General features: G+C 58.2%; 19 protein-coding genes and 5 tRNA genes. 19 read left to right on the forward strand and 5 right to left on the reverse strand.

Annotated elements, in window-relative coordinates; translation table 11 throughout:
- Positions 1–16: 16 nt before the first annotated feature.
- From wzzE to AB6T85_RS21985, 14 genes are all read left to right on the forward strand, one after another.
- Positions 17–1,045: an ECA polysaccharide chain length modulation protein gene (wzzE, locus tag AB6T85_RS21920; RefSeq protein WP_253457192.1), complete on the forward strand. Its 1,029-nt coding sequence runs from the start codon at positions 17–19 to the stop codon at positions 1,043–1,045.
- A gap of 45 nt (positions 1,046–1,090) precedes the next feature.
- Positions 1,091–2,221: a non-hydrolyzing UDP-N-acetylglucosamine 2-epimerase gene (wecB, locus tag AB6T85_RS21925; protein ID WP_253457195.1), complete on the forward strand. Its 1,131-nt coding sequence runs from the start codon at positions 1,091–1,093 to the stop codon at positions 2,219–2,221.
- Complete coding sequence (gene wecC, locus AB6T85_RS21930) at positions 2,218–3,480, forward strand: UDP-N-acetyl-D-mannosamine dehydrogenase (protein ID WP_253461189.1); 1,263 nt, start codon at positions 2,218–2,220, stop codon at positions 3,478–3,480. The genes wecB and wecC overlap by 4 nt, the downstream gene beginning before the upstream one ends.
- The gene (gene rffC / locus AB6T85_RS21935; protein WP_253457197.1) at positions 3,477–4,181 is read left to right on the forward strand and encodes a dTDP-4-amino-4,6-dideoxy-D-galactose acyltransferase; all 705 of its coding nucleotides are present in this window, start codon (positions 3,477–3,479) and stop codon (positions 4,179–4,181) included. The genes wecC and rffC overlap by 4 nt, the downstream gene beginning before the upstream one ends.
- Positions 4,182–4,185: 4 nt before the next feature.
- Positions 4,186–5,313, forward strand: coding sequence for a dTDP-4-amino-4,6-dideoxygalactose transaminase (gene rffA / locus AB6T85_RS21940; protein ID WP_301731013.1), 1,128 nt, complete (start codon positions 4,186–4,188; stop codon positions 5,311–5,313).
- Between the two features lies 1 nt (position 5,314).
- The gene (wzxE, locus tag AB6T85_RS21945) at positions 5,315–6,565 is read left to right on the forward strand and encodes a lipid III flippase WzxE (RefSeq protein ID WP_369896706.1); all 1,251 of its coding nucleotides are present in this window, start codon (positions 5,315–5,317) and stop codon (positions 6,563–6,565) included.
- Positions 6,562–7,626, forward strand: a complete 1,065-nt coding sequence (locus AB6T85_RS21950; protein ID WP_369896708.1) for a TDP-N-acetylfucosamine:lipid II N-acetylfucosaminyltransferase — start codon at positions 6,562–6,564, stop codon at positions 7,624–7,626. The genes wzxE and AB6T85_RS21950 overlap by 4 nt, the downstream gene beginning before the upstream one ends.
- A complete protein-coding gene (gene wzyE, locus AB6T85_RS21955; RefSeq protein WP_253457209.1) occupies positions 7,623–8,981 on the forward strand; it encodes an ECA oligosaccharide polymerase in 1,359 nt (452 codons plus the stop codon). Before AB6T85_RS21950 ends, wzyE begins: the two co-directional genes overlap by 4 nt.
- Positions 8,982–8,996: 15 nt before the next feature.
- Positions 8,997–9,737 carry a lipopolysaccharide N-acetylmannosaminouronosyltransferase gene (gene wecG, locus AB6T85_RS21960; RefSeq protein WP_369896710.1) on the forward strand — a complete coding sequence of 247 codons (741 nt, stop codon included), beginning with the start codon at positions 8,997–8,999 and terminating at the stop codon, positions 9,735–9,737.
- A gap of 168 nt (positions 9,738–9,905) precedes the next feature.
- Positions 9,906–9,982, forward strand: a tRNA-Arg gene (locus AB6T85_RS21965).
- A gap of 74 nt (positions 9,983–10,056) precedes the next feature.
- Positions 10,057–10,132: transfer RNA gene (locus AB6T85_RS21970), tRNA-His, on the forward strand.
- Between the two features lie 10 nt (positions 10,133–10,142).
- Positions 10,143–10,229: transfer RNA gene (locus tag AB6T85_RS21975), tRNA-Leu, on the forward strand.
- Between the two features lie 26 nt (positions 10,230–10,255).
- Positions 10,256–10,332: transfer RNA gene (locus AB6T85_RS21980), tRNA-Pro, on the forward strand.
- Between the two features lie 68 nt (positions 10,333–10,400).
- A tRNA-Pro gene (locus AB6T85_RS21985) sits at positions 10,401–10,477 on the forward strand.
- Between the two features lie 919 nt (positions 10,478–11,396).
- Here AB6T85_RS21985 and hemY read toward each other — a convergent pair.
- Genes hemY through hemC form a run of 4 tightly spaced genes read right to left on the reverse strand, consistent with a single transcriptional unit; the run spans position 11,397 to position 15,419 of the window.
- Positions 11,397–12,587, reverse strand: a complete 1,191-nt coding sequence (gene hemY / locus AB6T85_RS21990; protein ID WP_253457214.1) for a protoheme IX biogenesis protein HemY — start codon at positions 12,585–12,587, stop codon at positions 11,397–11,399.
- Positions 12,588–12,589: 2 nt separating this feature from the next.
- The gene (gene hemX / locus AB6T85_RS21995; protein WP_369896711.1) at positions 12,590–13,717 is read right to left on the reverse strand and encodes a uroporphyrinogen-III C-methyltransferase; all 1,128 of its coding nucleotides are present in this window, start codon (positions 13,715–13,717) and stop codon (positions 12,590–12,592) included.
- A 23-nt stretch (positions 13,718–13,740) separates the two neighbouring features.
- Positions 13,741–14,481, reverse strand: a complete 741-nt coding sequence (gene hemD / locus AB6T85_RS22000) for a uroporphyrinogen-III synthase (protein WP_253457220.1) — start codon at positions 14,479–14,481, stop codon at positions 13,741–13,743.
- A complete protein-coding gene (hemC, locus tag AB6T85_RS22005) occupies positions 14,478–15,419 on the reverse strand; it encodes a hydroxymethylbilane synthase (protein ID WP_125290718.1) in 942 nt (313 codons plus the stop codon). The genes hemD and hemC overlap by 4 nt, the downstream gene beginning before the upstream one ends.
- Positions 15,420–15,706: 287 nt before the next feature.
- On the opposite strand from hemC, the gene AB6T85_RS22010 reads away from it, so the two are divergent.
- From AB6T85_RS22010 to AB6T85_RS22020, 3 genes are all read left to right on the forward strand, one after another.
- Complete coding sequence (locus tag AB6T85_RS22010) at positions 15,707–18,256, forward strand: class I adenylate cyclase (RefSeq protein ID WP_253457223.1); 2,550 nt, start codon at positions 15,707–15,709, stop codon at positions 18,254–18,256.
- A gap of 168 nt (positions 18,257–18,424) precedes the next feature.
- Complete coding sequence (locus tag AB6T85_RS22015) at positions 18,425–19,687, forward strand: MFS transporter (protein ID WP_253457226.1); 1,263 nt, start codon at positions 18,425–18,427, stop codon at positions 19,685–19,687.
- A 3-nt stretch (positions 19,688–19,690) separates the two neighbouring features.
- On the forward strand, positions 19,691–20,989 hold the full coding sequence (locus AB6T85_RS22020) for a BNR repeat-containing protein (protein WP_369896714.1): 1,299 nt from the start codon (positions 19,691–19,693) through the stop codon (positions 20,987–20,989).
- 11 nt (positions 20,990–21,000) lie between these two features.
- Here the strand turns inward: AB6T85_RS22020 and AB6T85_RS22025 are convergent, their stop codons facing one another.
- On the reverse strand, positions 21,001–21,813 hold the full coding sequence (locus AB6T85_RS22025; RefSeq protein WP_253457230.1) for a helix-turn-helix domain-containing protein: 813 nt from the start codon (positions 21,811–21,813) through the stop codon (positions 21,001–21,003).
- A gap of 264 nt (positions 21,814–22,077) precedes the next feature.
- Here AB6T85_RS22025 and AB6T85_RS22030 point away from each other — a divergent pair, with 264 nt between their 5' ends.
- Positions 22,078–22,398 carry a cupin domain-containing protein gene (locus AB6T85_RS22030; RefSeq protein ID WP_369896716.1) on the forward strand — a complete coding sequence of 107 codons (321 nt, stop codon included), beginning with the start codon at positions 22,078–22,080 and terminating at the stop codon, positions 22,396–22,398.
- 156 nt (positions 22,399–22,554) lie between these two features.
- On the forward strand, positions 22,555–22,764 hold the full coding sequence (gene lptM / locus AB6T85_RS22035; protein ID WP_253461191.1) for an LPS translocon maturation chaperone LptM: 210 nt from the start codon (positions 22,555–22,557) through the stop codon (positions 22,762–22,764).
- Positions 22,765–22,788 lie beyond the last annotated feature (24 nt).

The raw sequence follows: 22,788 nt of genomic DNA on the forward strand, positions 1-22,788 counted from the left end.
ACAAGGAATATCATGTATGACGCATCCTGACGTTGCAGAGAACGAGCTGGATATTCGCGGGCTGTGCTGCGCGCTATGGCGAGGAAAGCGGTGGATTATCGGCAGCGCGCTGCTTTTTGCCCTGCTGGCCTGGCTCTGCTCGCTGCTGATCACGCCAAAATGGAGCACCACGGCGGTCACCGATCGTCCCACCGTCAATATGTTGGGCAATTACTACTCGCAGCAGCTGTTTCTGAACAATCTGGACAGCCGCAGCAGCAGCACGCCCATCGTTGCGCCCGCCATTGCGGACGAAGCCTATCAGGAGTTCGTGATGCAGCTGGCGTCTTATGACACCCGCCGCGAGTTCTGGCTGCAAAGCGACTACTACAAACAGCGGCAGAGCGGGCAGGCTCGCGACGATGCCGCGCTGCTCGACGAGCTGATCGCCAATATTCAGTATCAGCCCGGCGATGCGGCAAAAAGCCTGAATGACAGCGTCAAGCTGATCGCGGAAACCGCGCCGGCGGCCAACACGCTGCTGCGCCAGTATGTTGCTTTTGCCGGCCAGCGCGCCGCGCAGCATCTTAACGCCGAGCTGGCAGGCGGCTGGGCCGCCCGCGCTCAGCAGCTGAAGGCGCAGGTGCAGCGGCAGGAAGCGGTAGCGAAAGCCATCTATGACCGCCAGATCAACAGCGTGCAGCAGGCGCTGAAAATCGCGCAGCAGCAGGGCTTCGAGCAGGCGAAAACCAGCACGCCTTCAGAACAGCTGCCCGATTCCGAGCTGTTTCTGCTGGGCCGCTCGCTGTTGCAGGCCCGCCTGGAAAACCTGCAGGCCAGCGGGCCGACCTACGATCTGGACTATGATCAAAACAGAGCCATGCTGAGCACGCTGAATGCCGGGCCGAAGCCGGATAATGCTTTCCAGACCTGGCGCTATCTGCGCACGCCGGAAGAGCCGGTGAAGCGCGACAGCCCACGTCGCCTGTTTATGATGATCATGTGGGGTGCCGTAGGCGCGCTGGTTGGCGCGGGTACCGCTTTGCTACGCCGACGTCGCGGTTAAGCGCCGATTTATAGTTACCTGACAGACGAAGGAAAGAGAACAACAGTGAAAGTATTAACTGTTTTTGGCACGCGCCCGGAAGCGATAAAAATGGCTCCGCTGGTTCATGCACTTGCCCAGGATGGCGAGATAGACGCGCGTCTGTGCGTTACCGCGCAGCATCGTGAGATGCTGGATCAGGTGCTGCAGCTGTTTGCTATCGTCCCCGATTACGATTTGAATATTATGCGGCCAGGCCAGGGGCTGACGGAGATCACCAGCCGTATTCTGGAAGGGCTGAAAGGCGTGTTTACGGAGTTCAGGCCGGATGTCGTGCTGGTGCACGGCGATACCACCACGACGTTCGCAGCCAGCCTGGCGGCTTTTTATCACCGCATTCCGGTGGGGCATGTGGAGGCCGGACTGCGTACGGGCGATCTGTATTCGCCGTGGCCGGAAGAGGCCAACCGCACGCTGACCGGGCATCTGGCGACCTGGCACTTCCCGCCGACGGAAACGGCGCGGCAAAATCTGCTGCGCGAAAATCTGCCCGCCGCGCGTATGTTTGTTACCGGCAACACGGTGATCGACGCGCTGTTTTGGGTACGCGATCGCGTGTTAAGCGACGAGCAGCTGCGTAACGGCCTGGCGACTCGCTATCCCTTCCTTGAGGCCGATAAGAAGCTGATCCTTGTGACGGGGCACCGTCGGGAAAGCTTCGGCGACGGCTTTGAGCGCATTTGCAGCGCGCTGGCCGATATCGCCCGCCGCCATCCCGAGGCGCAGATCGTTTATCCGGTGCACCTGAATCCTAACGTCAGCGAGCCGGTCAATCGTATTCTCAGCGATATCGACAACGTAGTGCTGATCGAGCCGCAGGAATACCTGCCGTTTGTCTGGCTGATGGATCGTGCCTGGCTGATCCTGACCGATTCCGGCGGCATCCAGGAAGAAGCGCCTTCGCTGGGCAAGCCGGTGCTGGTGATGCGTGATACCACCGAACGCCCGGAAGCGGTAGACGCAGGCACCGTCAGGCTGGTAGGCACTGACACACAAAAAATCGTTCGCGAGGTTACGCGCCTGCTGACGGACGAAGAGGCTTACCAATCCATGAGCCGCGCCCATAATCCCTATGGCGACGGCCTGGCCTGCGAACGTATTGTGCAGGCCCTTAAAAACAATCGGATTTCTTTATAATGTTCAATACCATTTCTGTTATCGGGCTGGGCTATATTGGCCTGCCTACCGCTGCGGCTTTCGCCTCCCGCCAGAAAAAAGTGATCGGCGTGGATATCAACACGCGGGCGGTCGAGACGATTAATCGCGGCGACATTCATATCGTGGAGCCGGACCTGGACGTGGTGGTGAAAACGGCCGTGGAGCAGGGCTATCTGCGGGCGACCACCCGGCCAGAGCCGGCGGACGCTTTTCTGATTGCGGTGCCGACGCCGTTCAAAGACGGACACCAGCCGGATCTCGCCTGGGTCAAAGCGGCGGCCGAGTCCATCGCGCCGGTGCTGAAAAAAGGCGATCTGGTTATCCTGGAATCGACCTCGCCCGTGGGCGCGACGGAGCAGATGGCCGAGTGGCTGGCGATGGCGCGCAGCGATCTGGCTTTTCCTCAGCACGCGGGCGAAAAAGCCGACGTGCAGATCGCCTATTGCCCGGAGCGCGTACTGCCCGGCCAGGTGATGGTCGAGCTGATTAAAAACGACCGCGTGATCGGCGGCATGACGTCGCTTTGCTCGCAGAGAGCGTGCGATCTCTACAAAATATTCCTTGAGGGCGAGTGTGTGGTCACTAACTCGCGCACCGCTGAGATGTGCAAGCTGACGGAAAACAGCTTCCGCGACGTCAATATCGCCTTCGCCAACGAGCTGTCGCTGATCTGTGCCGATCAGGGCATCAGCGTCTGGGAGCTGATCGCGCTGGCCAACCGCCATCCCCGCGTCAATATTTTACAGCCCGGCCCTGGCGTCGGCGGCCACTGCATCGCCGTGGATCCGTGGTTTATCGTGGCGCAGAATCCGGTACAGGCTCGCCTGATCCGCACCGCGCGCGAAGTTAACGACAGCAAGCCGCACTGGGTGCTGGAGCAGGTGAAGAAAAAGCTGGCCGAGTGCCTGGTCGCCAGCGACAAACGCCCCAGCGAGCTGACCATCGCCTGCTTTGGCCTGGCCTTTAAGCCCAATATCGACGACCTGCGGGAAAGTCCGGCAATGGAAGTGGCGCAGATGATCGCCGACTGGCATCAGGGCGTCACTCAGCTGGTGGAGCCGAATATTCACGAGCTGCCGAAGGGGATGCCGGAGAGAAGCGTGCTGGTTACGCAGGAAGAGGCGTTACGCCAGGCGGACGTGCTGGTTATGCTGGTGGATCATCAGCAGTTCAAAACCATCGACGTCGAAGGCCTGCGCTCGCGCTGGCTGGTGGATACCAAAGGCCTCTGGCGATGAACGCCACCGCTTTGCCGGGACGCGTCGAACCGCTGACGTGGGAAAACGCGTTCTTCGCTATCAACAGCGCCCTGCTGACCGTCGATCTGCACGAGGCGCCGATCGATGAAGCGTCGCTACGGCAATATGACCTCGTCCAGGCGAAAATCCTGTCGCAGCAGACGGCGGAGCTGGATGCGTTAAGCGCGCTGGGGTTTCGCTTTGTAGAAGGCGAAGCGGATTTCGTGCTGGGTATCGGCGTGGGCGGCAGGCCGGAAGGCATTCGCATTGCCCGTAAGGAACATATTCCGGCGCTGCGCGAGGTAGCCAGCAGCGCTTTTGCCTTCAGCCGCTTTCGCGCGCCCTGGTATAAAGCGGAAGACAGCGGGCGATTCTATGCGCAGTGGGTGGAAAACGCTGTACTGGGGACTTTCGACCATCAGTGCCTGATTGCCGTCAACGACCAGGGCGAACTACAGGGTTTCGTCTCACTGCGCGAGCTGGCCGACGGCAGCGGCAGGATCGGCCTGCTGGCGACGCTGCCTGAGGCGCAGGGACTGGGCGTCGGTCAGCGCATGATCGAGGCCGCCATTGACTGGTGTCGCGCGCGACGCCTGACGCGTCTGCATGTTGCCACTCAGCTTGGCAATCTGCCGGCACTCCGACTTTATCATCGCTGCGGCGGCGTAATTGAACGCACCGCCTGGTGGCTCTACAGGTAATTTTATGATCCCGTTTAATGCCCCACCGGTGGTGGGAACCGAACTTGAGTATATGCAGTCCGCGATGGGCAGCGGCAAGCTGTGCGGCGACGGCGGCTTTACCCGTCGCTGCCAGCAGTGGATGGAAAACCGGTTCGGCAGTCGTAAAGTGCTGCTGACGCCGTCCTGCACCGCCTCGCTGGAGATGGCCGCCATCCTGATCGACATTCAGCCCGGCGATGAAGTGATTATGCCGAGCTACACCTTCGTCTCTACCGCCAACGCCTTTGTGCTGCGCGGCGCGACTATCGTGTTTGTCGATATCCGTCCCGATACGCTCAACATCGACGAAAAGCTGATCGAAGCGGCCATCACCGAGAAAACTCGCGCGATCGTTCCTGTGCATTACGCGGGCGTCGCCTGTGAGATGGATACGATCATGGCGCTGGCGGAAAAGCATAAACTCTACGTGATTGAAGACGCGGCGCAGGGCGTAATGGCTACCTACAAAGGCAAAGCGCTGGGCACGATTGGCCATATCGGCTGCTTCAGCTTTCACGAAACCAAGAACTATACAGCGGGCGGCGAGGGCGGCGCGACGCTGATCAACGATTCGGCGCTGGTGGAAAGAGCAGAAATCATCCGTGAAAAAGGCACCAACCGCAGCCAGTTCTTTCGCGGCCAGGTGGATAAATACACCTGGCGGGATATCGGCTCCAGCTACCTGATGGCCGATTTGCAGGCCGCTTATCTCTGGGCGCAGCTGGAAGAGGCCAAACGCATCAACGAGCAGCGCCTGCGCCTGTGGCAGAACTACTACGACGCGCTGCTGCCCGTCGCCGCCAGCGGACGAATTACGCTGCCGACCCTTGCGGCAGATTGCCAGCACAACGCGCATATGTTCTATATCAAGCTGCGCGATAACGACGACCGCAACGCGCTGATTAACTGGTTAAAAGAAGCGGAAATCCTGGCCGTATTCCACTATATCCCGCTGCATTCGTCACCGGCCGGGCAGCGTTTTGGCCGTTTTCACGGGACGGACCGCTACACCACGGCGGAAAGCGAACGCCTGCTGCGGCTGCCGCTGTTTTACAACCTTTCCGACAATAACCAGAAAACGGTTATCAACTCGCTGCTGAGCTGGTTCTGATATGTCGCTGGCTAAAGCTTCGGTGTGGACGGCAGCGTCCACGCTGGTAAAAATCGCTGCCGGTCTGCTGGTGGTCAAGATGCTGGCCGTGTCCTTTGGCCCGGCGGGCGTGGGGCAGGCGGGCAACTTTCGCCAGCTAATCACCGTGCTGGGCGTGCTGGCTGGCGCAGGCATCTTCAACGGCGTCACCAAATACGTGGCGGAATATCAGCAGCAGCCTGCCCGGCTGCGCGCCGTAACCGGCACGGCGTCGGCAATGGTGCTGGGCTTCTCTACGCTGCTGGCGATGGTTTTCCTGCTGTTTGCCGAACCGGTCAGCGTCGGCCTGTTTGGTCACGGCGGCTATGCGAACGTGGTGCGGATGCTGGCTTTTGTGCAGGTCGGCATCGCCTGGGCCAACCTGGCGCTGGCGGTGATCAAAGGCTTTCGCGATGCGATGGGCAACGCGCTGTCGCTGATCGCAGGCAGCCTGATCGGCGTGGCGGCGTGGTTTGTCTGCTACTGGCTGGGCGGCTACAGCGGCGCGCTGATCGGCATGGCGCTGGTTCCGGCGCTGGTAGTGGTGCCGGCGGCGCTGCTGCTGGCAAAGCGCGACCATCTGCCGCTGCATTTCCTTAAGCCGCAGTGGCACGGCGACATCGCGCGTAATCTGGGTAAATTCACGCTGATGGCGCTGATGACCGCCGTAACGCTGCCGGTCGCCTGGGTGATGATGCGTAATCTGCTGGCGGCGCACGACGGCTGGGAGCAGGTCGGTCTGTGGCAGGGCGTAACCAGCATCTCGGACGCTTATCTGCAATTTATCACCGCCTCTTTCAGCGTCTATCTGCTGCCGACGCTGGCAAAGCTGACCGATAAAAAAGCGATCTCGCGCGAGATCCGGCGGTCGCTGAGCTTTGTGCTGCCTGCGGTGATGGCGGTCAGCCTTACCGTCTGGCTGCTGCGCGACGTGGCGATCTGGCTGCTGTTTTCCAGCAGGTTCACCGGGATGCGCGACCTCTTTATCTGGCAGCTGACCGGCGACGTTTTTAAGGTAGGCGCTTATGTGTTCGGCTATCTGGTGATTGCCAAAGCCTCGCTGCGTTTTTACCTGCTGACGGAAGTCAGCCAGTTTCTGCTGCTGACGCTGTTTGCCTGGTGGCTGATCCCACTGCACGGCGCTGTCGGCGCGGCGCAGGCCTATATGGCAACCTACATCGTCTATTTTGCGCTTTGCGCTGGCGTATTTTTTCTTTATCAAAGACAAGTATGACAATACTGATCCACGTTCTTGGCTCGCCGATTGAGCACCACAACCAGACCGTTCTGCGGTTTTTTAATGACGTCATGACCCAGGCCGCGCCGTGCAATGAACAGCGCCAGTTTTGGGTCGTGGGCGAACCTGCGACGGCGTTTTCCTCACTGGCTATTCGCTGGTTTAAGGATAAAAAAAGCATTGCTGAGGCAGTAACTGCCCGCGCACAGGCCGATCGACAGACGCGCTTTTTCTTTCATGGCCAGTTCAATCCGACGCTGTGGCTGGCGCTGCTGCTACGCAAAATCCGGCCTGACCAGGCGTACTGGCATATCTGGGGCGCCGATCTCTACGAGCAGGCTGGCGGCCTGAAGTTCCGCCTGTTTTACGCCATGCGTCGCCTGGCGCAAAAGCGCATCGGTCATGTCTTCGCCACGCGCGGCGATATCGCCTTTTTCCAGCAGCGTCAGCCTGCCGTGCCCGCTTCGCTGCTCTATTTCCCGACGCGCATGGCGCAGATCGCGCTGCCTGACGCGCCAGAAAACAGCGAGCTGACCATTCTGGTCGGCAACTCCGGCGATGCCAGCAACCGTCACCTTCAGGCGTTGCAGGAAATCCATCAGCAGTTCGGCGAGCGGGTGAACGTCATTGTGCCCATGGGCTACCCGGCAAATAACGACGCTTATATCCAGCGCGTGCGGGAAGCCGGCGCGGCGCTGTTTGGCGCCAGGCTGAACGTGCTGACCGAAAAGCTTGATTTTACGGCTTACCTGGCGCTACTTGCCCGTTGCGATTTGGGCTACTTTATCTTCGAGCGCCAGCAGGGCATTGGCACGCTGTGTCTGCTGATCCAGGCCAACATTCCGTTTGTTATCAACCGTAAAAATCCTTTCTGGCAGGATCTGACCGGGCAGCAGGTGCCGGTGCTTTTTGCCGGTGATAAACTAACACCGGAGCTGATCGCCGAAACAAAGCGGCAGATGGCCGGCATGGATAAAGCCGCCATCGCCTTTTTCGACCCGGCCTTTGTGGCGGGCTGGCAGCAGGCGCTGGCGCTGGCGGAAGGAGCAACGGCATGATGTTTTCACAGTTTGCAGGCCTGCTGTCGGTCTGGCTGCTGTCGCTGGGGCTGATTTTGACGCTGACCTGGCGAGAGTTTCGGCGCGTGCGGTTTAACTTCAACGTCTTCTTCTCGCTGCTTTTTCTGCTGACCTTTTACTTTGGCTTCCCGCTGACCTGCGTGCTGGTGTTTGGCTTCAATGTGCAGGTGGTGCCTGCGGAGTATTTGCTGCAGGCGATGCTTGCCGCAACCTGCTTCTACGCTATCTATTATGTCAGCTATAAAACCCGGCTCAGGCAGGCGACGGAAAGGCCCGCTCGCCAGGTGTTCACCATCAACCGCGTTGAGGCGCACCTGACGTGGAGCATCCTGGCGCTGATTGCGCTGGGCACGGTGCTGGTGTTCTTTCTGCATAACGGTTTTCTGCTGTTTAAGCTGCACAGCTACAGCCAGATTTTCTCGGCAGAAGTGTCGGGCGTGGCGCTGAAGCGCTTCTTCTACTTCTTTATCCCGGCGATGCTGGTGGTCTACTTCCTGCGTCCCGGCCTGAAAAGCTGGCTGCTGTTCCTGGTGGCTACCGTCGCTTTTGGGCTGCTGACCTATGCGATTGTCGGCGGCACGCGCGCCAACATCATCATCGCCTTTGCGCTGTTTCTTTTTATCGGCATCATCCAGGGCTGGATCACGCTGTGGATGCTGGCCGCCGCTGGCGTTGCGGGCATCGTTGGCATGTTCTGGCTGGCGCTGCGCCGTTATAACCTCGACGTCAGCGGCAGCGAGGCGTTTTACACCTTCCTTTACCTGACGCGCGATACCTTTTCGCCCTGGGAAAATTTGGGTCTTCTGCTGCAAAATTACGACAAAATCGAATTCCAGGGGCTGGCGCCCATCGTCCGGGATTTCTACGTCTTTATTCCGGGCTGGCTGTGGCCGGACAGGCCTTCGGTGGTACTGAACAGCGCCAACTACTTTACCTGGGAAGTGCTGAACAACCATTCCGGGCTGGCGATCTCGCCGACGCTGTTAGGCTCGCTGGTGGTAATGGGCGGCGTCTGGTTTATTCCGCTGGGCGCGGTGGCGGTAGGCATGATTATCAAATGGTTCGACTGGCTGTATGCCAAAGGACGTCATGAGGATAATCGCTACAAGGCCGCCATTCTGCAAAGCTTCTGCTTCGGCGCGGTTTTTAATATGATCGTGCTCGCCAGAGAAGGGCTGGACGCCTTCGCCTCCCGCGTGGTGTTCTTCTGCCTGATTTTTGCGGCGGCGGTGGTGGCAGCCAAGCTGCTCTACTGGTTGTTCGACAGCGCGGGCGTAATCCGTGCGCGGCCGGTGCGCCATCCGGGCGCAAAAACAAAACCTGTTAGCCAGTAACTTTAAGGACCTGTCATGGACTCCGCTTTTACGCCGCCGCACTACCCGATCCGCGGCATTACGCTGTTGGGCTTTCGCGATATGGCCGAATTCCTTGATTATCTCTGGCTGGGGGAACGCCTGAAAAGCGGCACGCTGGTGGCTATCAATGCGGAAAAGGTGCTGACGGCGGAAAGCCGCCCGGAAATTCATCGTCTGATCGACGAGGCGGAATATAAGTACGCCGACGGCATCAGTATCGTCCGCTCCATCCGCAAAAAGTATCCGCAGGCTAAGGTTGCGCGTATTGCCGGAGCCGATCTGTGGGAAGGACTGATGGAGCGTGCCGGCCGCGAAGGCACGCCGGTTTTCCTGGTCGGCGGCAAGCCGGGCATTTTGTCCCAGACCGAAGAGAAGCTGAAGCGCCAGTGGAACGTCAATATCGTTGGCTCGCAGGACGGCTATTTCGCGCCTGCCGATCGGGAAGCGCTGTTTGCCCGCATCGCCGCCAGCGGCGCAAAGATTGTCACCGTGGCGATGGGATCGCCGCGTCAGGAGATCCTGATGCGCGACTGCAAGGCTCTCTACCCTGATGCGCTCTATATGGGCGTAGGCGGCACCTACGATGTTTTCACGGGCAACCTGAAGCGCGCGCCGAAAATATGGCAGAGAACGGGCTTTGAGTGGCTTTATCGGCTGATCGTGCAGCCTTCGCGGATTGGAAGGCAACTCAGCCTGCTAAAATACCTGCGTTATCACCTGCGCGGCGATCTCTAATTAACGGCTTTTAAACGGCCTCATCGGTTAAAAGACAAGCATTAACGCGCTAAAACGCCTGTAGTTTAGACAGAACGCACAAAGCGTAAGCAAACGGAATTTTTTGTGCAAAAAGCACTGGACAGGATCGGCTCGAATCCGTAGTATGCCCATCCGCAACGGCGCTACGCGCCCGTAGCTCAGCTGGATAGAGCGCTGCCCTCCGGAGGCAGAGGTCTCAGGTTCGAATCCTGTCGGGCGCGCCATTAAGTTTGTGCGCAAGAGCTGCGGTGGTAGTATTACCGCGTTAGGTAGTAAAGCAGTACGAGTAACAGGTGTGGTGGCTATAGCTCAGTTGGTAGAGCCCTGGATTGTGATTCCAGTTGTCGTGGGTTCGAGTCCCATTAGCCACCCCAGATTTTGTATGCGAAGGTGGCGGAATTGGTAGACGCGCTAGCTTCAGGTGTTAGTGTTCTTACGGACGTGAGGGTTCAAGTCCCTCTCTTCGCACCACAAAATCTTTAGCAGTACGCAGTTTTCGGCGAGTAGCGCAGCTTGGTAGCGCAACTGGTTTGGGACCAGTGGGTCGGAGGTTCGAATCCTCTCTCGCCGACCATATTCCTGAAACCTTGCCGAGGCAGGGTTTTCGCTTAAAGCGATTTAAGCCGCAGTAAAAGCAGTATTCGGCGAGTAGCGCAGCTTGGTAGCGCAACTGGTTTGGGACCAGTGGGTCGGAGGTTCGAATCCTCTCTCGCCGACCACTTTAAGAAAAGGCCAGCTCTCGAGCTGGCCTTTTTGTCTCTGTAGTTTCCAGAGGATGAGAACCTCCGAAGGAGGTTTGAGGTTGCTGACAAACCCATCCTCTGTCATCAAGTCGCGTTCGGGCTGGCGAAAAGCAGCAGAGGCAGATCGGAACACGGACACGCCGTGGATCCGTCCATGGAGGCTCGTTTCGCGCGTCCATGCGCGAAAACGGTCCGTTTATCCGCTCAGCCTCTGCTGCTGCGAAGCTGCCGTTTCGCTGCAAAAAAATCCTGTTCACACGAACTCTCTACAACTTTGTCAGCGGTCTGGAACCTCCGAAGGAGGTTTGCGCCGAGCGCAGCGAGACAACGTTGCTTCCCGCCTTCATAACGTCCCGGCTTTCGTGCGTTTTACAGTAAACAGCGCTTCCGGCGAGGGCTTCTCTGCTTTGTCTCTGAAAGACGACATTCATCTCATTGTTATTTAAAAGGTTTACCCGCCTGTACATAAGCTGTCGCTGACTGACGACGCTGTAAACGGCCTCTGTTGTTTTTTAGCGACGGCCCCTGAAAAGTAATATAAGAATATTTTCAGGATAACAGGCTGAATTTAATAGAAATAAGCATTGTTCACAGGCGTAGCTGAAGACCTGGCACGGTATATGCTACAATCCCCCTGTAGAATGCTCATTCCATCTCTTATGTTCGCGTAAGCTTCATAAACCCGGGAATGATGCAGAGCCATTAGGGTACCTGTTGTCCATCTGCCGCTATCGCCGTCAGGCCTTAACGGAGGTTCAGGGCAAAACGTTGAGTCAGGTACCAGCCGGTCTTTCGGCCTGTTTATTTACACCCGCCAAATCGGCGGGTGTTTTTTTATCGGGCTACAGGTAAAAAAAAGCCGGGCAGGGCGCCCGGCTCGTTAATCCAGCCTGGATCAGGGATTGTTTTTCAGCGTTAGCAGCAAACCGTCGCGACGCATTTGCGCGGCTTCTTCCGGCTTGTGCTGACGATCCAGCGTGTCGGCCAGCCAGGCGTAGTCAAACGCGTCAGGACGCTGCTTCAGCGCCTCACGGAAAGCTTCGCTCGCCTGCTCCCACTCGCCGTGCTTCATCAACAGCTGACCCAGCGTACTGTGCAGCAGCGGCGTAGCGCCGTGCTGCTTGATCTGCTGGCGGAGCGCTTTTTCAAGCTGTTCAGGATTGCCGGTTTTCAGGCGCGGCATCAGCAGCACCAGTCGCTCATCGTAACCGCGCTTCAGGCCGTCCAGCACGATGGTCTGCGCGCTGTCATGATCGTCACAAACGATCAGATGATCCGCCATCGCCACCTGCAATGCCGTTTCCTGACGCGTTTTACGACTCTGGTCATGCCACCAGCGCTTCAGGCCTTCGCTGCCCTGATCGGCCATCGCCTGATTCATCAGGCCCAGCCAGGCCTGCTGCTGTAGCGCCAGACGGTGCGTTTCATCGGCAACGTGCGCTTTTTCCATAGCGGGCAGGATATCCAGCAAGGCGCTCCATGCGCCGGTGCGAACGTAGGCCTGCTCGGCCAGACGCAGCACTTCCGGATGGCGAGGCGCGACCTCCAGCAGGCGATCAACGCCGTTACGCGCGGCATGATCTTCATTACGCGCCAGCTGTAAACGCACGCGCGTAATTTCCACCGGCAGCTGATCGTTGCCGGCCAGCTCGGTAGCGCGTTCCAGATGCTGATTAGCGCGCGCCTCATCGTTACGCTGCTGAGCGGCTTCCGCCGCCAGCAAATAGTTAACCATCGGCTGTTCAGCGTGATCCGCATTGCGCGACAGCAGCTTTTCAACCTGACGATGATCGCCTTCCGCCAGTTTGATCAGCGCGGCGTTAGTCTGCTTACGCGCCCGGCTGCGCTTGCGTCCCTTAAACCAGCCGCGGGTTTTGGCGCCGGTGCGGAATAAACGGCGCAGGATCCACTCGACGAACAGGATCACCAGCAGCGAAAGGATCAGCACGATCGCCAGCCCTGTGACGCTGGTTTCAATATTCCAGTTGTCGGTCTGGATCAGCACGTAACCCTGATGGCCCGCCAGCATCGGGCCAAGCACGACGCCGACCATCAGCAAGACAAAAATAATCAGTACTTTAAGCATGCTCATTCTCCCTGCTGCTGTTGGACACCCGGCTGGGCCAGCAGGTTGCGCACGCGCGTTTGCATCAGCTTATCCAGCATCGGCTGGCTTTGCAGCGTATCCGGCACGTCCATCGACACGCTCTGCTGGCTCAGCTCGTCCAGCTGGCTCAGGAAGGCTTTGGTGGCCGCATCGTTAGTGTCGAACCAGGCGCGTACCCAGGCAGAGACCGTATCAATAGACTGCTTATAAACCTGATCCTGATGACGCGGTACGGCCTGAGCGGCAATCAGCAGGCGCGAACGGATGTTTTCCCGCAGGTAAATATCCTGATTAGGGGCCAGCAGCGGCTCAGCGGTGGTGTCGCGGCGGCGGATGGTGATGAAATCATCCATAAAGTTATGCCAGCTTTTCACCAGGTTCTGTCGCCACTCGCGCAGCGAAGAGGAAAGCTCGCCGCTGTCGGCGTCCATCGGCGCGTCGTCGCTGTCGTTATCGGCCAGGCGCAGATTATCCACGCCGTTGGAGAGCTGGTTCAGCTTGAGGATAATGCCGTCGTAGTCGACCTGACTGACGGCGGAGAGCGAACTGATATCCTGGGTTAACGCGCGACGCGCGTCGATCAGGCTGGGATCGTTCATATCGGCCAGGCTGGCATCGGCGCTTTTCAGCAGCGCGGCGGCCGTGGTCACATCCTGATCGCTCCACAGTTTGCGCCCGGCCAGCTTGACCAGGTAATCCGCCTGCGCCAGCAGCCAGGTGTGCGCGTCATTGCCGGAGATAGTCGCCACTTTCTCTTTCAGCTCTTCCAGCTGCTTGCTCGTGGCCGCCTGCTGAGCGCGTGCGGTATCCAGCGCGCTGCTCTGCGTGGCCAGCTGACGCACCAGATTCTGTTTTTCGCCAGCGGCGTCCTGCTGCAAACTGGCAAGCTGGTCAGCCAGCGCCTTGTTGGTCGCGGCCTGCTGCTGAGCCTGAGTGCGGGCGTGGAAATAGAGGCCTGCGCCCGTAGCCAGCGCAATCGCAATCGCCAGCACGGCCAGCGCCGTAGCGGCATTGCGCGGCTTACGGTCGGGCTGTTGCTTTGGCGTTAAGGTCGCTTCCTCCGGGGTGGTTGCTTCAACCATGGCAGAGGACTCTTTTTGTTCCGTCATTGTGGCACATCCCATATTTAAGTTTATTGTAACGCGCGCAGTAAGGCGTCGTTATCGGCACCCTCGGCCACCCTGATATCGCGCCAGCCCAGTTCTGCGGCACGGGTAGCCAGGCGTTCACTGACGACAATCAGCCGACAGTGCAGAAGCCATTCCTCGCGATCGATCTCCGGGAACAGCGAATAAAGCTGCTGTAGCATTTCGCCGCTGGTAACCACCAGCGTATCCACCTGCCGGTCACGCCAGCGGCGGCCTTCAATGGCGCCCTGATAAATTTTCGCACAGCGTTGATAGCATTCAACAAACTGTACATCAGCGCCGCGCTGTTGCAAGGTTTCCGCCAGTAATTCCCGCCCGCCGTTGCCGCGCAGGATCAGCGCGCGTTTGCCGGCTACCTGCTGTAAGGCAGGAAGCTGGATTAAGATCTCACTGGTTTCCCGCTCGTGCGGCCAGACGACATCGTGTCCGCTGACGGTATGCAAGGCGAGCGCGGTAGTGCGGCCTATAGCATAGTAGTGCAGTGAAGCGGGCCACGACACGCCGGCTCGCACTAAGGCGGGATGAGCGTAATGGATCGCATGCTGCGACAGAAGAAAAACCAGATCGCCGCTTTGCAACGACGTCAGCTGGTTCGGGAGATCGTCCAGACCGGTGCCCGGCGTAAATTCAATCAGCGGCATCGCCCAGGCAACCCGGCCAGCGGTACGTAAACGGCTGACCAACTCTTCGGCCGCCGGTGTCGGACGGGTTACCAGGATGCTCATCTGGGCGGATTTCCTTTATACACTTCCGCCAGAATTTCGCGCGCGCCATTATTCAGCAGCTCTTCCGCCAGCGAGATGCCCATCTTTTCGGCGTCTTCGCGCGGGCCACGGCGCTCGCCACGGATCATAGCGCGCCCGTCCGGCGAGCCGACCAGGCCGCGCAGCCACAGCTCGTCGCCTTCCAGCTCGGCAAAGCTGCCGATCGGCACCTGACAGCCGCCTTCCAGCCGGGTATTCATCGCCCGCTCGGCCTTGACGCGCACCGCGGTGTCTTCATCATTCAGCGCGGCGAGCAGCGTGATGGTCTGCGCGTCGTCAAGACGGCATTCGATCCCGACCGCGCCCTGGCCGACCGCAGGCAGCGACTCTTCCGCAGGCATGGCATGGCGAATGCGATCGCCCATGCCCAGACGCTTCAGTCCGGCGACAGCAAGGATAATGGCGTCGTATTCGCCCGCATCCAGCTTGCTTAAGCGGGTGCCGACGTTACCGCGCAGCGAGCGGATAACCAGATCCGGACGGCGCGCGCTCAGCTGACACTGGCGGCGCAGGCTGCTGGTGCCGACCACCGCGCCCTGAGGCAGCGCGTCCACGGAATCAAAGCGATGAGAAACAAAGGCGTCCAGCGGATCTTCGCGCTCGCAAATCGTGACCAGCCCCAGGCCCTGGGGAAACTCGACCGGCACATCCTTCATGGAGTGAACGGCAATATCCGCACGGCCGTCCAGCAGCGCCTGTTCCAGCTCTTTCACGAACAGGCCCTTGCCGCCGACCTTGGCCAGCGGCGTATCTAAAATGATGTCGCCTTTGGTGACCATGGGCACCAGCTCAACGCTCAGCCCCGGATGACAGGCCATCAGGCGCTGCTGAACATAGTGCGCCTGCCACAGCGCAAGTGGACTCTGGCGGGTAGCTATTCTTAAAATTTTGTCTGACATGCTGGTTACCGTTTTTATCGTTCACTGATTATCCTATCATTGATACGGGAAGGCTGACAGTTTCCGCCGCCTGAAACGGCAGGCGCGGGCGGTATGCGGGCTTTTTCGGTCGGGGTGATGGTAAAACGTGCTAAACTGTTTGGTAGCGCAACTTTCTTTACGGTCAACCGACCAGGTGTTAGATTGATCACGTTTCCAGCAATTATTCGCACGACTATTTTTAAAGCAAGCGGCGGATGTCGGGAACGGGGTTTTTTGCAGGCACTGGGATAATCAGGCGAGACGTCTTGTACCTCTACATTGAGACACTGAAACAGAGACTGGATGCCATCAACCAGCTACGCGTCGATCGCGCGCTGGCGGCCATGGGACCTGCTTTTCAACAGGTTTACAGTCTGCTGCCGACCTTATTACATTATCATCATCCGTTGATGCCGGGTTACCTTGCAGGTAACGTTCCACATGGCATCAGCTTCTACACGCCTGATGAAAGCCAAAAAAATTATCTTTATGATTTAGAAGGCAAATCTGGATCCCTCGCCGCGCTGACGCCGCAGGGCGAGATGCCGATCACCGGCGTTTACTCCATGGGCAGCACTTCTTCCGTCGGCCAGAACGCCACTTCCGACCTGGATATCTGGGTCTGCCATCAATCCTGGCTGGATAACGAAGAGCGGCTGGCGCTGCAAAAGAAATGTACGCTGCTGCAAAAATGGTGCGCCGGTATGGGCGTCGATGCCAGCTTCTTTCTGATCGATGAAAACCGCTTCCGTCATAACGAAAGCGGCAGCCTGGGCGGCGAAGACTGCGGTTCCACGCAGCATATCCTGCTGCTGGACGAATTCTATCGCACTGCGGTACGCATGGCCGGCAAACGCATTCTGTGGAATATGGTGCCGGGCGAAGAAGAAGAGCATTACGACGACTACGTGATGTCGCTGTATCAAAAAGGCGTGCTGACCCCGAACGAGTGGCTTGATTTGGGCGGTCTGAGCACGCTTTCCGCCGAGGAGTATTTCGGCGCGAGCCTGTGGCAGCTCTATAAAAGCATCGACTCGCCCTATAAGGCGGTGCTGAAGACGCTGCTGCTGGAAGCCTACTCCTGGGAGTATCCGGGCACCCGGCTGCTGGCGATGGATATCAAACAGCGCCTGCACGATGGCGAAATCGTCTCTTATGGTCTGGATCCCTACTGCATGATGCTGGAACGCGTCACGCACTATCTCACCAGCATTGACGATCATGCGCGTCTGGATTTGGTACGCCGCTGCTTCTATCTGAAGGTGCGCGAAAAACTTTCCGTCGACAGCGATCCGGGCTGGCGGCGCGAAATTCTCAGCCAGCTGGTCAGTGAATGGGGCTGGGACAAAGAGCGGCTCACAATGCTGGACAGCCGCGCCGAGTGGAAAATCGGCCGCGTGCGTGAAGCGCACAACGAGCTGCTGGACGCGATGATGCAGAGCTACCGCAACCTGATCCGCTTTGCCCGCCGCAATAATCTGAGCGTCAGCGCCAGTCCGCAGGATATCGGCGTGCTGACGCGCAAACTCTACGCCGCTTTCGAGGCGCTGCCGGGCAAGGTGACGCTGGTCAATCCACAGATTTCGCCCGATCTTTCCGAGCCGCATCTGACCTTTATTCACGTGCCGCACGGCCGCGCCAACCGCGCCGGCTGGTATCTTTATAATCAGTCGCCGGATATGCAGTCCATCATCAGCCATCAGCCGCTGGAATATAACCGCTACCTGAACAAGCTGGTGGCGTGGGCGTGGTTCAACGGCCTGCTGACCAGCAAAACGCGACTGCATATTAAAGGCAATGAGATTTGCGATCTGGCCAGGTTACAGGAGCTGGTGACGGACGTGTCGCACCATTTCCCGCTGCGGCTGCCCGCGCCGACGGCAAAGGCGCTTTACAGCCCGTGCGAGATCCGCCATCTGGCAATCATCGTTAACCTGGAACACGATCCTACGGCGGCCTTCCGCAATCAGGTGGTGCATTTTGACTTCCGCAAGCTGGACGTGTTCAGCTTTGGGCAGCAGCAACAATGCCTGATCGGCAGCATCGATCTGCTTTACCGCAACTCGTGGAATGAAGTCCGTACGCTGCATTTCAACGGCGAGCAGGCGATGATCGAGGCGCTGAAAACCATCCTGGGTAAAATGCATCAGGATGCGGCGCCGCCGGATAACGTCGAGGTCTTTTGTTACAGCCAGCATCTACGCGGCCTGATCCGCACTCGCGTGCAGCAGCTGGTGTCGGAGTGTATCGAGCTGCGCCTCTCCAGCACGCGCCAGGAACCCGGTCGGTTTAAAGCCGTGCGCGTGGCCGGACAAACCTGGGGACTGTTCTTTGAGCGGCTGAGCGTCTCGGTGCAAAAGCTGGAAAACGCCGTGGAGTTTTATGGCGCCATCTCCAACAACAAGCTGCACGGCCTGTCGATCAAGGTGGAAACCGATCAGACGCGGCTGCCGTCGGTAGTCAACGGCTACGCCAGCGAAGGCATCATCCAGTTTTTCTTTGAGGATACGAAAGACGATCGCGGCTTTAATATCTACATCCTGGATGAGACCAATCGGGTGGAGATCTATCATCACTGCGAGGGCAGCAAAGAGGAGCTGGTGCGCGACGTCAGCCGCTTCTACTCCTCCTCGCACGATCGCTTTACCTACGGCTCCAGCTTTATCAACTTTAACCTGCCGCAGTTCTATCAGATTGTGCAGGTGGACGATCGTTTTCAGGTTATCCCTTTCCGCAGCCAGACGCTGACGCAGCTGTGCGCGACCGATTCAGACAACGATCCCAGCGACTACACGCCGCGTTATCAGATGCATTGATACTGCCCGCCATCTGCGGGCAAATGCCATTTCTTCCGCCGTTCTGGCGCTGAAGTACAAATCGCCATGATGCTATTCACAGAGTAAATCATCCCGCGCTCTTGCCCGATATCATCCATTTTATACTCGCGCCGTATTCTCATTTAAAGGCATTACCGCGAGGGATATATGGAAAAAGGACAGGCATTACTCACCAGGGAAGGAAATAAGTTCGGCCTTTTTATTTCTCTGCTTCTGCTCTTGCTCGGCTGCATTCTGTTTTTCTTCTCTTTTGATCGGCAAATCGTTTCCATTCTTAAAACCACGCTGATGCATGAAATGGGCGTGGGCAATAAAGAGTATTCGCTGCTGATTACCGCTTTTATGCTGCCCTATATCGTAATGTATTTTTTCTCGGGCGCGCTGGTGGATAAATTCGGCAGCCGCTGCGTGCTGACCTTTTTAATGCTGCTAATGTCGATAGCCACGCTGATCACCGGCCTGGCGCATTCGCTGACCGGGATGCTGATTGGCCGCTTTATTCTTGGCATAGCGGAGTCCGGCGTCGTGCCCGCCTTGACGCTGGCGATATTTACCTGGTTTAGAGCGGAGCAGCGCGCTTTCGCTTTTCAGCTGACCAATATTATTCAGTCGCTGGGCCTGATCGTTGCGCCGCCTTTTATTGCCTGGGTCACGCTGGCGGGCGGCTGGCGCTGGGCGTTCTTTATTCCGGCCGCGGCGGGCATCGTGGTCGGCCTGCTGTGGTTTCTGGCCAGCCGTCGCCAGCCGACGTCGGCGGAGCCGCTGCCGGAAAAAGAGGACGACCGCGTCTCCACGCTGCAACGCTATAAATTGGTGCTGGCTTCCGCGCCCGTCTGGACGCTGATTATCGCGCGGCTGCTGACCGATCCTTTCTGGTTCTTTTATCAATACTGGCAGATCGGCTTTATGCAGGAAAAGCTGGGGCTGAGCCTGGCACGCGTCGGCGAGCTGATGTGGTTTCCGCCGCTGGCGGCGGTGTTTGGCGTGCTGCTGGTGTGCCGGATCTCCGATCGGCTGGTGGCGCGCGGCGTCGAGCCAACCCGGGCGCGGCTGAATCTGATCTGGACGGTAACCTGTCTGGCGCCGCTGATTTTTTTACTGCCCACGGTACAAAACATCTGGCTGGCGGTAGGCATTATGACCGTGATTAATTTTATGTGCACCGCCTGGCTGAGCATGGTGACCATCATGATGGGCGGGCTGGTGCCGCGCGCGGCCATCGCCACCGCTATCGGTATCATGAGCGCGCTCGGCGGCATCAGCGCCATTCTCTTCAACGGCTTTGTCGGCACCATTATTGATGCCTTTGGCTATGCCGTACCGATCTATATCGGCGCGATGCTTCATCCCGCCGGTGCCATCGTGCTGGCCGTTTATTTCCTGCGCCGTAAAAATAATCAAGGAGAATGAAAGATGAGTACAGAGGTTCATGTCTCTGCCGTGGGTGAGGCCTGCGCAGATTTTAACGTGCTCTATTGCCTGCTGCATCATGAGGGGACGCTGTTTGCCGCCTGGTACGACGCCGCGCATCGCATCACCGTGGGATGCCGTCGTGCAGGCGTAGCGATATGGGAAACTTTTCAGCCGGAAGGCTTCTGGCTGGCGTCGCGCAACCGTGACGCCAACGTCACCGATTACGATTCACATAACTACCTGACGATGGCCATAGACAGCGAAGGCTACCTGCACCTTTCCGGCAATATGCATGTCGATCCGCTGATCTATTTTCGCTCCGAACGCCCGCTGGATATTTATTCGCTGCGCGTGGTCAGAGCGATGACCGGCGCACGTGAAGCGCGCACGACTTATCCGCTGTTTTTTAAAGACGCGCAGGGACGTTTACTGTTCCGCTATCGCGACGGCTGTAGCGGCAACGGCGACGATATCTATAACGTATATAATACGGCGCGGCGGCAGTGGTCGCGCCTGTTGGACACGCCGCTGCTGGACGGCGAAGGCTTACGCAACGGCTACGCGCGGCCGCCGGTAGCCGGGCCGGATGGCTGGTGGCATCTGGTCTGGATGTGGCGCGAAACCCCGTACTGTGAAACCAACAACAATTTATCCTATGCGCGAAGCCGCGACCTGCAACGCTGGGAAACCTCTGCCGGACAGCACCTGACGCTGCCCATCTCGCGGGAACGAGGCGAAATTGTTGATAGCGCCGGGGTTGGCGAAGGGCTGATTAATATGGTGCAGGAAATCGGTTTTGACAGTCAGGGAAGGCCGCTGCTGATTTATCACCGCTACGGCCAGAACGGCTGTTCTCAGGCTTATCTCGCCAGGCCGGACGGCACGGGAAACTGGCAGAGAAGCCAGCTCAGCCAGTGGCATTTCCGCTGGGATTTCAACGGGCCTGGTTCTATTCCGCCGGATCTGGTTTTGCAGCCGCCGCGCGTGACCGCCGAAGGCCAGCTGGAAGTGGCGTGGCGTTCGCTATGGAGCGGCGCAGGGCACTGGCTGATTGATGAAGCATCCTTAACCGTGACGGCAACGCTCCCCGCCCGCGTAACGCTGCCGGAAACGCTGTTGCGGCCGCGCCAGCAGCTGCATCCGCAGGCCGAGGTGCAGCTGCTGGCGGCGCAAAACAGCGACTATAGCCCGCAGCATCGCTACTGGCTGCGCTGGGAGGCGCTGCCGATCTGCCGCGACGAACCTTATCCGGCGACGGTGGCGCCGGGCAGGCTGGAACTGGTCGAAGCGCAGGGCTAACTGCTTTGGGCTTAACGGCACTGGCCGGGCGACAGGCCAAACTGCTTGCGAAACAGACGGGAAAAATAGCTGACCTCGTTAAAGCCGACCCGCTTTCCCGCTTCGGAGATGGTCATATCACTGTATTGCAGGTGATATCTTGCCTGGAGCAGCCTGGTGGTGGTCAGATATTGCTGCGGCGAGACGCCCGTATAGTCGACAAACCCCCGTTGCAGCGTGCGGCGGGAAATCGCAAACGTCTGGCAGAGGCGCTCCATATCCAGCGGCTCGGCCAGATGACTATTCAGCCAGATAATAATCTGGCTGATGCGATCGTCGCTGGAGGCGAAATCCTGGGTTTTATAGCGCCACTGGTTCAGCGTATGCAGCGTTTCCAGAAAAATAGCTTCCTTATGGCTTTCGCCAAGCAGCTTGTTTTCGTACTTTGTGGCCGAATGCGCCATTAATCTGGCCATGATCTGCTTTATTACCCGTATATTTATCTGCCAGACGCGGCTTTCACCCGGCTGAATCAATAAGTGCTCAATATTTTTTAGCACGTTAAAACGATCGGGCGCCAGATAAAGTAAATTCACCTGCCTGATATTTTTCATCTCTTCGAAAAGGTGATAATCGTGACGGTTGAGATAACACAATGTGCCTGCGGTTAATAAGTAGGGTTTTTCATTAATAACGTGGATGCCGCTGCCTTTTTCCACCAGAAACAGTTCGCAATACTCATGCCGGTGCTCCTGACACAGGCTCTTTTCCGGCCGCCAGAAATGAAAAATAACTTTTTCATCGGGATGGCGGAAATGCGTCTCGCGTGGAAGCGTAATCGTCATGGCTTTATATCCTTATCGCGGGCGTCGTTTGCAAATAAATAGTCATCTTCAGCCAGGCTGCCCGCCCTGTAATTGCCGCCCATCACAAAATGGTAAAAAATTAACCCGCCTCGCGGCGGGAATAACTATTACGCCATCCCAACTCATCCGTTTGCGCTTTTGTACAAATCGGCATGATAGCCGTCACAGTTGGTTTTGCGTTGCCTGGAAAATTGCCGCTGCCGGAGCAGAATAGCGGCCAAATTTATTGTAAGGAGAACACGCATGTTTTTCTTTTATAAAGATTCACGGCAGGAAAGAGCGGGTGAAGGCGTCGCCCGTCGCGTGCTGGCGCACGGCGGCAAGCTGATGTGCGTGCAGGTCAGTTTTGAGCAGGGCGCGATTGGCCCGATGCACAGCCATCCTCATGAACAGCTAACCTGGGTGCGTTCCGGCGTCTTTCTGTTCACTATCGGTAAGGAACAGCGCGAGGTGAGAGCGGGCGACAGCTTATATAAGCAGCCGAATATACCGCATGGATGCGTCTGCCTGGAAAGCGGCGTGCTGATCGATCTCTTTACGCCACAGCGCGAAGACTTTTTGTAGCCCATCGCCGCCGCTGCTTTTTGCCCGGCACGGCAAACAGGATGCCGTGCCTTTTACCGCTTTCCTTTCTGCAACCTTCGCCTTTTTCCTGTTGCTTTTAGCACTTCACCTGCGATGATAGTCTACCAACAGGCAGCAATGATGAGCAGAACAAGCATGAAGAAGATGATTTGCCGGATGGCGCTGGCGCTGGCCGTGGTCAGCCTGGCGGGATGCGGACTGAAAGGCCCTCTCTATTTTCCAAAGCAGGAGCAGCCGCCAAAAAACGCCGGCGCGACGACACCGCCAAAAACCGCCAGCGGTACGGCGTCCGGCGCGCAGCAGCAGTCAACGACTACCGATGCGGAACAGCAATCGGCTCAGTAACTCATGACGCACTCGCTGGAGCCA

Source organism: Erwinia aeris, assembly GCF_041224955.1.
Lineage (GTDB): Bacteria > Pseudomonadota > Gammaproteobacteria > Enterobacterales > Enterobacteriaceae > Erwinia > Erwinia aeris.

What these genes read in the sequence shown, in the direction of transcription:
- wzzE (WP_253457192.1), top strand. Translation starts at nt 17, where the DNA reads ATGACGCATCCTGACGTTGCAGAGAACGAGCTGGATATTCGCGGGCTG.
- rffC (WP_253457197.1), top strand. Translation starts at nt 3,477, where the DNA reads ATGAACGCCACCGCTTTGCCGGGACGCGTCGAACCGCTGACGTGGGAA.
- rffA (WP_301731013.1), top strand. Translation starts at nt 4,186, where the DNA reads ATGATCCCGTTTAATGCCCCACCGGTGGTGGGAACCGAACTTGAGTAT.
- wzxE (WP_369896706.1), top strand. Translation starts at nt 5,315, where the DNA reads ATGTCGCTGGCTAAAGCTTCGGTGTGGACGGCAGCGTCCACGCTGGTA.
- AB6T85_RS21950 (WP_369896708.1), top strand. Translation starts at nt 6,562, where the DNA reads ATGACAATACTGATCCACGTTCTTGGCTCGCCGATTGAGCACCACAAC.
- wzyE (WP_253457209.1), top strand. Translation starts at nt 7,623, where the DNA reads ATGATGTTTTCACAGTTTGCAGGCCTGCTGTCGGTCTGGCTGCTGTCG.
- wecG (WP_369896710.1), top strand. Translation starts at nt 8,997, where the DNA reads ATGGACTCCGCTTTTACGCCGCCGCACTACCCGATCCGCGGCATTACG.
- hemY (WP_253457214.1), bottom strand. Translation starts at nt 12,587, where the DNA reads ATGCTTAAAGTACTGATTATTTTTGTCTTGCTGATGGTCGGCGTCGTG.
- hemX (WP_369896711.1), bottom strand. Translation starts at nt 13,717, where the DNA reads ATGACGGAACAAAAAGAGTCCTCTGCCATGGTTGAAGCAACCACCCCG.
- hemD (WP_253457220.1), bottom strand. Translation starts at nt 14,481, where the DNA reads ATGAGCATCCTGGTAACCCGTCCGACACCGGCGGCCGAAGAGTTGGTC.
- hemC (WP_125290718.1), bottom strand. Translation starts at nt 15,419, where the DNA reads ATGTCAGACAAAATTTTAAGAATAGCTACCCGCCAGAGTCCACTTGCG.
- AB6T85_RS22015 (WP_253457226.1), top strand. Translation starts at nt 18,425, where the DNA reads ATGGAAAAAGGACAGGCATTACTCACCAGGGAAGGAAATAAGTTCGGC.
- AB6T85_RS22020 (WP_369896714.1), top strand. Translation starts at nt 19,691, where the DNA reads ATGAGTACAGAGGTTCATGTCTCTGCCGTGGGTGAGGCCTGCGCAGAT.
- AB6T85_RS22025 (WP_253457230.1), bottom strand. Translation starts at nt 21,813, where the DNA reads ATGACGATTACGCTTCCACGCGAGACGCATTTCCGCCATCCCGATGAA.
- AB6T85_RS22030 (WP_369896716.1), top strand. Translation starts at nt 22,078, where the DNA reads ATGTTTTTCTTTTATAAAGATTCACGGCAGGAAAGAGCGGGTGAAGGC.
- lptM (WP_253461191.1), top strand. Translation starts at nt 22,555, where the DNA reads ATGAAGAAGATGATTTGCCGGATGGCGCTGGCGCTGGCCGTGGTCAGC.